A 12,058-nucleotide genomic window follows, 5' to 3' on the forward strand; every position below is an offset into this window, starting at 1 on the left:
CGATAATGAATGTACTAGTAATTGGCCGGGGCGGCAGGGAGCATGCCATAGCCCGCAAACTATTTGAAAGTAAACGGGTTGGGACTGTTTTTGCAGCACCGGGAAATCCAGGGATGACCGATGTAGCGACTCTTGTTCCAATTGATGAAAACAATCACGGGGAATTGGTTGCCTTTGCCAAAAATAATGCAGTTGCATTAACGGTGATCGGGCCCGAAACACCATTGTTGAATGGACTTGCCGATGATTTTGCGGAGGCTGGATTACAGGTATTTGGCCCTAATGGCCGTGCTGCTGTCATCGAGGGAAGTAAATCCTTTGCTAAAGATTTAATGAAGAACTATAGCATTCCGACAGCGGAATATGAAACATTCTCTGATTATGATTCAGCAAAGGCGTATATCGAAAAAATGGGTGCACCCATCGTCATAAAAGCGGATGGTTTGGCTGCTGGAAAAGGTGTCGTAGTTGCTATGACGCTGGAAGAGGCGTTAGATGCCATCCATGATATGCTTGTCGGGGCAAAGTTCGGGGAAGCATCTGCCAAAGTCGTTATTGAGGAATTCCTTGATGGCGAAGAATTTTCATTGATGGCATTCGTTAATGGGGAAAAAGTGTATCCGATGGTCATTGCTCAGGATCATAAGCGGGTTTTCGATGGAGATCAGGGTCCGAACACAGGTGGAATGGGTGCATACTCACCGGTGCCGCAAATTTCCGATGAAATGATCCAGACTGCAGTCGAAACGATTCTTAAGCCCACTGTAAATGCGATGATTTCTGAGAATCGGAGTTTTACAGGAATATTATATGCCGGGTTGATCGCTACTGAAAAAGGCACAAAAGTCATTGAGTTCAATGCCCGTTTTGGCGATCCGGAAACGCAAGTCGTTTTACCGCGCCTAAAAACAGACTTCGTGGATACGCTTGAAGCGGTTCTTTCTGGAGAGGATTTACAACTTGAATGGCATGAAGAAGCCGTGCTTGGAGTGGTCGTCGCAGCTGATGGATATCCAGGGGAATATAAAAAGGGATCTATCATTAAAGGCTTGGAAAAGATTGATCCGAAAGCCCATGTTTATCATGCTGGAACGGCTCTCAATAATGAAGGGAACTTCATCTCGAATGGCGGACGTGTACTTCTGGTTGCTGCAAAAGGGAAAGATTTGGCCTCTGCGCAAGCTGAAGTATATAAAGAGTTAGGGCATATTGAGAAAGACGGTTTATTTTGGCGAACGGATATTGGCTACCGAGCAATAAAATACAATTTTTCATCATAATATAAAGAAGCTGACTCTAAGCGGAGTCAGCTTCTTCTTTAGAAAAAACTTAATATGAATCAGATTGATTGGATTCACTTTCATGTTTTGGCTCACTTTTCATCAAGTTCTGTCCGTTTTCCATCGCATCGACGACAGGACAATAGCGGAGTATGCCTTCGCCTATTTTCATGGCAGAAAGCATCACCACGATTATGTAAGATTGGTTTTTCCATGGTTTTTTCACCATTTTAGCCATGGCCCATGTTAAAAATGTAAAACCACAGGTAATTCGCATTAATGCATTTATTATACTGATATTTTGTTTAAACTTCATTTAAAGTCCATCCCTTCACAAAAATTTAACAATATTCTGGATAACATTACTGTTCTAATGGGGTAAGTATGTTACTATGAAATAAAATTGGATTGAAAATGGTTTTTTTAATACATCTGTTTCTAATAACTTATGGGGGAATGTTTTATGCTTGAACAGCGCTATAGATGGAAAAATAAACATCTAAGAGAACATATAGATGTGCTGGATGGCAATAGGGCACCACACATTCTGCTTAAAAATACGACTTATTTAAATCAGGCATTACGAAAATGGGTGAAGGCGAATATATGGATATATGATGATCGCATCATATATGTCGGCGATAAGCTTCCTGATAATATAGACCGCTGTGAAATGGTAGACTGTACAAACCAGTACTTGGTCCCGGGTTATATTGAGCCGCATTCACACCCTTCTCAATTATATAATCCCCTTTCTTTTTCACGTTATGCATCTCATTTTGGCACAACGACATTGATCAATGATAACTTGCCGTTTCTATTGCAGTTAGATAAAAAGAAAGCGTTTTCTCTTTTGAAAGAATTACGTAACATTCCTGTAACAATGTATTGGTGGAGCCGTTTTGACGGACAAACGGAATTGATCGATGAAGATATGGTCTTTTCCCATGGGGCCGTTAAATCATGGCTGGAGCATGATGCCGTATTACAGGGCGGGGAACTGACTGGATGGCCGAAGCTTCTCGATGGGGATGACATGATGCTGCACTGGATTCAGGAAGCCAAGCGAATGAGGAAGAAAATAGAAGGACACTTTCCAGGTGCTTCAGAGAAGACTTTAGCAAAAATGACCTTGTTCGGAGCCGATTGTGATCATGAGGCAATGACAGGTGATGAGGTAATGTCGCGCTTGCTGCAGGGCTATTATGTATCGTTAAGACATTCTTCGATCCGTCCGGATTTACCAAAGCTGATACGGGAAATCCATGAACTGGGCATCGATCATTATGACAAATTCTTTTATACGACAGATGGATCGCCGCCGTCCTTTTATGAAGGTGGTTTCATAGACTGCTTGATCAAAATAGCGATAGAGCATGGCGTTCCGGTCATCGATGCATACAATATGGCAACTATCAACATCGCACGTTATTATAATATCGAATACCTTCATGGCAATATTGCCACTGGAAGGGTAGCGAACATCAACTTCCTGACCGATGTAAAGGAACCTGCACCGGTTTCGGTAATGGCAAAAGGGAAATGGGTTAAAAGGGATGGTGAAATCATTCCGGATAAACAGGAAATCGAATGGAGTGATTTCGATTTTAAACCGCTCGATCTTGATTGGGATCTTAGTTTAAAGGAAGATTTTGAATTTTCCATGCCGTTTGGAATTGAATTGGTCAATAATGTAATTACAAAACCGTACTCGCTTGCCAATGATGTTGGCCATGAAGAACTGAACTTTGAGGATGATGAATGCTTTTTCATGCTTATCGATCGGGAAGGGAAATGGCGCATCAATACGATATTAAAAGGGTTTGCGGACAAATTATGCGGCTTCGCCGGCTCTTACACAAATACAGGTGACATCATACTAATCGGTAAAAGGAAAAAGGATATGCATTTGGCATTTAACCGGCTTAAGGAAATCGGCGGTGGAATCATTTTAACGGAACAAGGCAAGGTGATTCATGAACTTCCTCTGAAATTAAAGGGGGTCATGTCCACCAAGGAGGTTCCAGAACTGATAGAAGAAGAAAATGAATTGAAACATTTACTGCGTGAGAGAGGTTATCGCTTCGCCGATCCTGTTTACACCCTTTCGTTCTTTTCGACAACCCATCTCCCATATATAAGGCTAACCCAGCGAGGAGTATATGATGTAATGAATAAAACTATACTCTTTCCTACTATAATGCGTTAAAATATAAGAGAAGAAATGGCTAATAAATCAGAGGAGTGGAAAGATGAACCTAAAGAGAGTTCTTTTCATCGTTATTGCTATTTTACTGCTGGCAGGATGTTCTACAAAAGAAGATTCTGCATCGGATGACAATAAGCCGAAAGACCAAGCTGTCATCAAAAATACAGATGTGAAAAATGAACCTTCCAATGAGTTTCCACTAACAGGTATAGCCACCGATGAAGACAGTGAGCGCAGGGCTGCAGCAGTGATGATTAATAACCATCCGGAAGCACGCCCACAATCGGGCCTCTCAGAAGCGGATATCGTCTTTGAAATGCTCGCAGAAGGTGATATAACCAGATTTTTAGCCATCTTCCAAAGTGAAATGCCAAGCCAAATCGGTCCGATCCGGAGTGCAAGGGACTATTATATCGAATTGGCAAAAGGCCTTGATTGCATCTATGTCTGTCATGGAAACAGCCCCGAGGCAAAAACCATGCTGGACAAAGGGTATATTGATAACTTGAACGGATTATATTATGATGGTACTTTGTTTCAACGTTCGGCAGATCGAAAAGCACCGCATAATTCCTACACTTCCTTTGAGGATATCCAAAAAGGCGCGAAGGAAAAGGGATATGAGTTGAATGGTGCACCGGAGCATTATGCTTTCCTTACAAAGGAAGAGGCAGCTGGACTTCAAGGGGAACCGGCATTGAAAACCGAGGTTTCCTACGGATCAGACGAGTATGATGTACAGTATGAATACGAAGCCACGGAAGAGAAATATAAACGTTATTCGAACGGAGAGCAAACAGTCGAGCATAAATCGAATAAACCTATTTTACTGGATAATATATTGATCATTGAGGCTGCTCATCAAGTGATCGACGATAAAGGGCGTCGTAAAATCGACTTGAAAAGTGGCGGAAATGGTTATTTACTTCAAAAAGGAAAAGCGAATGAAGTAGAATGGGTTAATAAGGATGGTCGGATTATACCAGTGAAAAACGATAAAGAAGTAGGGTTGATTCCAGGGAAAACCTGGATCAATATTATTCCGGATGAACCTGGTTTAGTTGGAGACGTCTCATTTTGATACCCATGAAATTGAGGGGGAGTAACATGCAAATTGATAAGTTAAGAGGAAAAGAAACGGATCAGCTGTTTAAGTCGATCCTTTCCTTGCGTGATTTGGACGAATGCTATCGATTTTTTGATGATTTATGCACAGTTAATGAAATTTCATCACTGGCACAGCGTCTTGAAGTAGCCCGAATGCTTGAAGAAGGTAAAACCTATCATAAAATCGAAACGGAAACGGGTGCAAGCACGGCTACGATTTCCAGGGTCAAACGCTGCTTGAATTACGGAAATGATGCTTATTCCATGGCACTTAACCGTATTAAGGATAACGTTGAGGAAACAACTGAATCCTAATTCTTTCGATCAAAATAAAAAGCCGGGGAATTCATTTCCCGGCTTTTTATTTTGAGTTCAGGGCTCTCTTTGCCGGCTGTCTTTCAACCGTATCCGTGTTATATTGGATTTTAGATTCAGAGGTTCCATTTGGTAATAACATTTTATCGATACTTCTCTTTTTTAATGAAAAATCTTAATGCTATAATGGTGTAATGGGAAGTGTGAATGGAGGATTATAATGTACGATTTTCGCGAGTGGAAACATGTTTTCAAACTCGATCCAAATAAAGAAATAAGTGATGAGGCCCTAGAGAAAGTCTGTGAATCCGGTACTGATGCAATCATGGTCGGGGGAACGGATGGAATCACGCTAGAGAATGTGCTTCATTTAATGGCACGTGTCAGACGATATACCGTCCCATGTGTGATGGAAATTTCTTCTGTTGAAACCGTGACGCCAGGGTTTGATTTATATTTCATTCCGAGTGTCCTGAATAGCACCAACCCGGATTGGATGATGAAACTGCATCAGCAAGCAGTCAAGGAATATGGATACCTTTTGAATTGGGATGAAATTTTCGTTGAAGGGTACTGTATCCTGAATCCTGAGTGCAAGGCGGCCCAGTTGACGAAAGCCAATACCGATTTGGATATGGATGATGTGGGTGCATACGCGATGATGGCAGAAAAGATGTTCAACCTGCCGATTTTTTATTTGGAATACAGCGGTGATTATGGCGATGTCCAGATGGTGGAAGCTGCCAAAGAGAGTTTGGAGGATACCGTACTATTCTATGGCGGTGGGATAAAATCAGTTGAACAGGCCAAAGAGATGTCCAAGATTGCGGATGTCATCGTTGTCGGCAATGTGATTTATGAAGATTTGAAAGTGGCACTTGCAACAGTTTCGGCAGTTAAATGAAAACATGTAATAAATATAGTATACTAAAACAGAAACGAATGTTCGTATAGGTGGTGTGATAATGCAATATTTAGCGGAAAAATTACTAATAGGTTTGAATGAACAGCAACAAAAAGCAGTGAAAGCAACTGATGGCCCACTTTTAATCATGGCTGGGGCAGGAAGTGGAAAGACGCGTGTGCTGACTCACCGAATAGCTTACTTGATGGTCGAGAAGGAAATAGCGCCTTGGAACATCCTTGCAATCACGTTCACCAACAAAGCGGCACGTGAGATGAAGGAGCGGATCCGGGCCATACTTGGCGGTGCGTCCGAAGATATCTGGATTTCGACTTTCCACTCGATGTGTGTCCGTATTTTACGAAGAGATATCGACCGTATCGGATTTAATAGAAACTTCTCGATATTGGATACGACGGATCAGCAATCGGTCATAAAACAAATCATGAAAGACCGTAATATGGATACAAAAAAATATGATTATCGTGCCATTTTGGGTAGCATCAGTTCAGCGAAAAATGAATTGGTCGGGCCGGAAGAGTACCTGAAGACGGCGTCTGATTACTTCACTAAAGTAACTGCCGATGTATATACGGAATACCAAAAACGGCTGCGTAAAAATTCAGCGCTCGATTTCGATGATTTGATCATGATGACGATTCAATTGTTCCAGCTCGTACCTGAGGTGCTTGAATATTATCAGCGTAAATTTCAATACATTCATGTTGATGAGTATCAAGATACGAACAGGGCTCAATACATGCTTGTTAAACTGCTGGCTTCACGCTTCCGTAATCTCTGTGTTGTCGGGGATTCCGATCAATCGATCTATCGCTGGCGCGGTGCGGATATCGCGAATATCCTTTCATTTGAAAAGGATTATCCGAATGCCAACATGATTTTCCTTGAACAGAATTACCGCTCGACGAAAAAGATTCTTGCAGCGGCGAATAAGGTCATCGATAACAATCAAAACCGGAAGCCGAAAAATCTTTGGACAGAGAATGCAGATGGCAATAAGATATTCTATTACCGTGCAGACAATGAACAAGGGGAAGCGCAATTCGTAGCCGGAAAGATAAATGAGTTAGTCCAGGATGGCAGCCGGAAATATTCAGATATAGCAATACTTTACAGAACAAATGCACAATCACGTGTCATGGAGGAAGTTCTGCTTAAATCCAATATAAATTATGCAATAGTCGGGGGCACCAAGTTCTATGACCGTAAAGAGATTAAGGATTTACTTGCCTATCTTCGCCTTATTGCGAATCCTGATGATGACATCAGTCTTCGCCGTGTAATCAATGTACCAAAACGGGGAATTGGTGCAACTTCAATGGACAAAGTGGCAGATTATGCAGATCAATATGATGTTTCCATTTATAAAGCACTGGAATCTGTGGAAATGGTAGGGATAAGCGGGAAGGCTACCAAAGCGGCAAGGGAATTCCATACGCTGATCACTAACTATACAAATCAGCAGGAATACTTATCCGTAACGGAACTTGTGGAGGAAGTCATTAAGAAAACCGGTTACCGTGAGATGCTGCAGGCAGAAAAAACGATTGAATCACAAAGCCGCCTTGAAAATATAGATGAGTTTTTATCTGTTACGAAAGCATTCGAAGATAACAGCGAAGACAAATCATTGGTGGGCTTTTTGACTGACCTTGCGTTGGTTGCAGATATAGACCAACTTGACGAGAATACTGAAGAAGCTACAAATACGGTAACGTTGATGACGCTGCATTCAGCGAAGGGACTTGAATATCCGGTGGTCTTTCTATTGGGCCTTGAAGAAGGGGTATTCCCTCACAGCCGATCGCTTATGGATGAAGAGGAGATGGAAGAAGAACGCCGTCTGGCTTATGTGGGAATTACAAGGGCTGAAAATGAACTATTCATAAGCAATGCCCAAATGCGGACATTGTATGGACGGACGAGCATGAATCCCGTTTCCCGTTTCATTAGTGAAATACCAGAGGAACTTCTTGAAGATCTAAAACCGAAACCGGCTCCTAGAGCTAGGCAAACACCTTTCAGTTCTTCGAGAACCGGATCTCCTTCAACTGCTTCAACAAGAAAAGTGCCTGCCTTCGGAAGAGCTGTTTCTGCGCCATCCGCAACGGGCGGCGAAGAGATCGGCTGGGCTGTCGGTGACCGTGCCTCCCATAAAAAATGGGGAATAGGAACCGTGGTGAGCGTAAAAGGGGAAGGTGAAGGGAAGGAATTGGATATAGCCTTTCCAAGTCCAATCGGAATCAAGCGGCTATTGGCGAAATTTGCACCAGTTGAAAAGGCTTAAGATTAATATGCTTCCACTGGTAAAGAATAGGGATATCTGACTTTAGACACCGCTCTTCTATAAGAAGTGCGGTGGAGTCTTCTTTAGAAAGGATTGAACGTATGGACTTACAAGCTGCAGAGAAGAAAATTCTAGAGCTGCAAACGTTGTTGAACCAATACAGCTATGAATATTATGTCATGGACCAGCCATCAGTACCTGATGCTGAATATGATCGTCTGCTCCGTGAACTTATTGAGTATGAGGAGAAATTTCCGGAACTGCAAACGGCGGACTCACCGACACAACGGGTCGGTGGCGCCATTTTGGATATGTTTGAAAAAGTGGAGCATACCACACCAATGCTTAGTTTAGGCAATGCCTTCAATGAAAGTGACTTACGGGATTTTGACAGAAAGGTCAGACAATCTGTAGGTGACGATTTTTCCTATGTATGTGAATTGAAAATTGATGGACTTGCCGTCACTCTTCAATATGAAAATGGATATTTCGTAAGAGGGGCAACCCGTGGAGATGGAACGATCGGTGAAGATATTACCGCTAATTTAAAAACGATCAAATCGATTCCATTGAAGCTGCGGGAGCCGGTTGCCATTGAAGTGCGCGGTGAGGCCTTCATGCCAAAAAAATCATTCGAATCATTAAACAAGGCTAAGGAAGAACGCGGTGAGGAACCATTTGCAAACCCAAGAAATGCAGCTGCGGGCTCGTTAAGGCAGCTTGACCCAAAACTTGCTGCGAAACGTAACTTGGATATTTTCCTTTATGCGATTGCCGATTTGGGCGAAACAGGGGTCCGTTCCCACAGTGAGGGTCTGGATTTATTGGATCGACTCGGATTTAAGACGAATCGGGAAAGAAAAAGATGCTCGAATATAGAAGAAGTGCTGGCCTATATAGTAGAATGGACGGAACAACGTCCAAACTTAGCCTATGATATTGATGGAATTGTCGTAAAGGTGGATTCCCTTGAACAGCAGGATGAATTAGGATTTACTGCAAAAAGTCCGCGATGGGCGATTGCTTATAAATTCCCAGCTGAAGAAGTCATTACAACCCTAAGGGATATCGAGCTGAATGTTGGCCGTACGGGTGTATTGACCCCTACCGCAGTTTTGGATCCCGTTCGGGTAGCAGGTACCACTGTACAGCGAGCTTCACTTCACAACGAAGACCTAATCCGTGAAAAGGACATCAGAATCGGAGATCAAGTGGTCGTGAAAAAAGCGGGCGATATCATTCCAGAGGTAGTCAATGTGCTGGCAGACCGCCGTACAGGGGAAGAAGTCGAGTTCCAGATGCCGACTGAGTGCCCGGAATGCAGCAGTGAACTTGTCCGGCTGGACGGGGAGGTTGCTTTACGCTGCATCAATCCGAAGTGTCCTGCACAAATACGGGAAGGTTTGATTCACTTTGTTTCCCGTACAGCAATGAATATAGACAGTCTTGGTGAAAAAGTGATTAGCTTGTTATTTAAAGAAGAACTCATACAAGATGTGGCTGATATTTATAAGCTTACATACGATCAACTGATTGCTTTGGAAAGGATGGGGGATAAATCCGTCAATAAACTTCTTCAAGCAATCGAAGCTTCGAAGACCAACTCGTTGGAAAAATTACTATTCGGGCTGGGCATTCGCCATGTTGGTTCCAAAGCTGCCAAGACGCTTGCGAGGGAATTCGGGACGATGGAAGCCTTAAGCAAGGCGAGCCGTGAAGAACTAACGGCCATTAATGAAATAGGCGATAAGATGGCTGATTCCATCGTAGCTTATTTTGAATTGGAAGAAGTCCATGCATTATTGAATGAGCTGGATGCAGCCGGTGTGAATCTTACTTTCAAAGGGCAAAGAGCTGTTGCTATAGAAGATATCGACTCCATTTTTTCCGGTAAAACAGTCGTTTTAACGGGGAAATTGCATCAGTTAACACGTAACGAAGCAAAAGAGAAATTAGAGGCGCTAGGAGCTAATGTTGCTGGAAGTGTCAGCAAGAAAACCGATTTGGTCGTAGCTGGCGAAGATGCCGGTTCCAAACTGGAAAAAGCTGAAAGCCTAGGCGTCATGGTATGGGATGAAGAGAGACTGATTGAGGAACTAAATAAATAAGAGGTGTAGCTATGAGGAAACACTCTATTTTGGGGATGATTCTTATACTGCTTCTTGCTGGATGTGCGCCTAGTTTTGAGGATAAGCAAGAGGTAGTTCAAGACTCCAAAGACAAAAAAGAATCGGCAATTATTCCGAAGTATAAAATTTCGGAAGAATATTATCAAACAATCCTACCGTTTGAACCATCAAAAGCACGCGGTTTGGTCGTATCCAATCTAAATACCCGATATGACATTGAAGAATTCGAAAATGGTTTGATGCGGTTGGCGCAAACCCAATTCGACCCGGAAGATTACCTGTTTCAAGAGGGGCAAATGCTAGATAGTTCCACGATATCTTCCTGGCTGAACAGAAAATATACCGATAGTCAGTTGAAAGAAAAGAAGAAGAAAGCCTCAGAGAACCTTGGCTTGAATCCGGTTGATCCGGGTAAAGGTGACATTGATAAGCGGAATGAAGAAAATCCGATCTATCTTGCCCATATTTTAGAACATAATTACTTGGTAAAAACAAAAGATAATTCAGTGAGCCTTGGCGGAGTTGTAATAGGTCTTGCGTTGAATTCAGTGCATTACTATCAAAAGGAAGATTTCGGTGCCACCTATGAAAATAAAATCGATAGTAAAAAGCTAAAGCAAGAAGGGGAGAAAATTGCTGCAGAAGTCCTGAAAAGGCTGCGTAAAATGGACAAGCTGAAAAATGTTCCGATTACGATTGCCTTATTCGAGCAAAATGAAAAATCTTCAGTAGTCCCTGGGAATTTCATTTCCTATACGAATATCGATAAAAACTCTGACAATATTGGAAAATGGACGAACTTGGACGAAGAGTATTTCCTATTTCCTTCTGCAGGGGCTGAAAAAAAATACCGTGATGACGTCAATACATTCACGAACTTTAAAGAAGATGTCGAAGAATACTTCCCTAACTTTAACGGAGTCATCGGCAGGGCGTTCTATATGGATGATCAATTGCAAAGTCTGAACATCGATATCCCCATTCAATTTTATGGGAACTCCGAAGCGATCGGCTTTACCCAATATGTTGCTGGCCTTGTAATGGAACGTTTCCCGAACTATATTGCCGTACAGGTATCCATCACCTCTGTAAACGGACCTGAAGCACTCATAGTCCGTGAAGCGAATCAGGACGAACCAACTGTTCATATATATGAATGAAAAAAGATGAAGCTTAGCGGCTTCATCTTTTTTGTGTCCCGCTTTTAAATGGGAATGTATCCAAAATAACCTTTAAACAGGAAGTAAACCCTTCCATCTTAGGGAGCAACTGCTTTAAAAAGGGAACATTTGTCGAATTTTAAAGGACTTATTGTCATTTCCCCGGAAATTCCGGCAACTTTCCCATATTTCCCGGAAAATATCTCTTTTTCCTTATGAAATAATTGAATTTCGACATTGTATCTCTTGTTGCTTTACTGTGTAATAGTTTGATATGATTTAAACGATGATTATATGGAGAAAAGCGACGAAATTCAGTCGATTTGGATATTTTTTCGGAGGTGAAGAGAATGTCACGTATTTCTATGGAACAAGTTAAACACGTTGCCCATTTGGCTCGTTTGGCCATTACGGAAGAAGAAGCACAACAGTTTCAGCATCAGCTTGACCAAATGATTTCATTCGCGGAGCAGTTGAATGAGCTTGATACGGATCAAGTAAACCCGACTTCTCACGTTTTGGATATGAAGAATGTTATGCGCGAAGATGTCGCAAAACCGGGATTGCCAGTTGAAGAAGTAGTTAAAAATGCACCGGATAGCAAAGAAGGATATATCCGTGTACCATCAATAATTGAATAAGGAGG

10 protein-coding genes are annotated in these 12,058 nt (G+C 42.2%); 9 read left to right on the forward strand and 1 reads right to left on the reverse strand.

Translation table 11 applies throughout. The annotated features are described in order from the left end of the window. Positions 1-5 precede the first annotated feature (5 nt). A complete protein-coding gene (gene purD, locus ACYP5M_RS15930; protein ID WP_230177954.1) occupies positions 6-1,280 on the forward strand; it encodes a phosphoribosylamine--glycine ligase in 1,275 nt (424 codons plus the stop codon). A 49-nt stretch (positions 1,281-1,329) separates the two neighbouring features. On the opposite strand, the gene ACYP5M_RS15935 is transcribed toward purD, so the two are convergent. Then, a complete protein-coding gene (locus ACYP5M_RS15935; protein WP_459735244.1) occupies positions 1,330-1,596 on the reverse strand; it encodes a YgaP-like transmembrane domain in 267 nt (88 codons plus the stop codon). A gap of 147 nt (positions 1,597-1,743) precedes the next feature. On the opposite strand from ACYP5M_RS15935, the gene ACYP5M_RS15940 reads away from it, so the two are divergent. The 8 genes from ACYP5M_RS15940 to gatC all read left to right on the forward strand — a co-directional run bounded on the left by ACYP5M_RS15940 (position 1,744) and on the right by gatC (position 12,053). After that, positions 1,744-3,489 carry an adenine deaminase C-terminal domain-containing protein gene (locus ACYP5M_RS15940; protein WP_101225018.1) on the forward strand — a complete coding sequence of 582 codons (1,746 nt, stop codon included), beginning with the start codon at positions 1,744-1,746 and terminating at the stop codon, positions 3,487-3,489. A gap of 43 nt (positions 3,490-3,532) precedes the next feature. Beyond that, a complete protein-coding gene (locus tag ACYP5M_RS15945) occupies positions 3,533-4,570 on the forward strand; it encodes a DUF3048 domain-containing protein (RefSeq protein WP_101225017.1) in 1,038 nt (345 codons plus the stop codon). A 26-nt stretch (positions 4,571-4,596) separates the two neighbouring features. Then, positions 4,597-4,911 carry a YerC/YecD family TrpR-related protein gene (locus tag ACYP5M_RS15950; RefSeq protein ID WP_034306094.1) on the forward strand — a complete coding sequence of 105 codons (315 nt, stop codon included), beginning with the start codon at positions 4,597-4,599 and terminating at the stop codon, positions 4,909-4,911. Positions 4,912-5,131: 220 nt separating this feature from the next. Further along, positions 5,132-5,815 (forward strand): heptaprenylglyceryl phosphate synthase, encoded by a 684-nt coding sequence (gene pcrB / locus ACYP5M_RS15955; RefSeq protein ID WP_063235730.1) that lies wholly within the window; start codon positions 5,132-5,134, stop codon positions 5,813-5,815. 61 nt (positions 5,816-5,876) lie between these two features. Further along, entirely contained in the window at positions 5,877-8,123 is a 2,247-nt protein-coding gene (gene pcrA, locus ACYP5M_RS15960; protein ID WP_101225015.1) for a DNA helicase PcrA, read from the forward strand. A gap of 101 nt (positions 8,124-8,224) precedes the next feature. Next, positions 8,225-10,231, forward strand: a complete 2,007-nt coding sequence (gene ligA / locus ACYP5M_RS15965) for an NAD-dependent DNA ligase LigA (RefSeq protein WP_459735245.1) — start codon at positions 8,225-8,227, stop codon at positions 10,229-10,231. 11 nt (positions 10,232-10,242) lie between these two features. Then, complete coding sequence (locus ACYP5M_RS15970) at positions 10,243-11,412, forward strand: CamS family sex pheromone protein (RefSeq protein WP_459735246.1); 1,170 nt, start codon at positions 10,243-10,245, stop codon at positions 11,410-11,412. Positions 11,413-11,762: 350 nt separating this feature from the next. Further along, entirely contained in the window at positions 11,763-12,053 is a 291-nt protein-coding gene (gene gatC, locus ACYP5M_RS15975) for an Asp-tRNA(Asn)/Glu-tRNA(Gln) amidotransferase subunit GatC (RefSeq protein WP_076372748.1), read from the forward strand. Positions 12,054-12,058: the final 5 nt, after the last annotated feature.

This window comes from Peribacillus sp. N1, assembly GCF_054600815.1.